The 215-nt window shown below is 48.8% G+C and carries 1 protein-coding gene; it reads right to left on the reverse strand.

The genetic code is table 11. The annotated features are described in order from the left end of the window. On the reverse strand, positions 1-215 hold a 215-nt coding region (locus tag PPOP_RS11830), incomplete at both ends, for an IS3 family transposase (protein WP_042228631.1).

The following is a 215-nucleotide window of genomic DNA, read 5'->3' on the forward strand; positions in this document are numbered from 1 at the left end:
CGTTTGGTCAAATTCTCGGTTCAAGTTGTTGGCTGTAGCCTCTTCATTGCACTTGGCCTTATGCGGCTTATACTGCGCCACGGTGTACGTCGAAACCAACCCTTGCTCCTTCATAATCCGGCCAATTCGGCGTCTGGACACAACTATCCCGCGTTCATGGAGCTTGACTTTGATTTTTCGAGTGCCATAGGCTTTTCGATTCTTGTGGAAGATGT

The sequence above is a fragment of the Paenibacillus popilliae ATCC 14706 genome (genome assembly GCF_000315235.1).
GTDB lineage: Bacteria > Bacillota > Bacilli > Paenibacillales > Paenibacillaceae > Paenibacillus_B > Paenibacillus_B popilliae.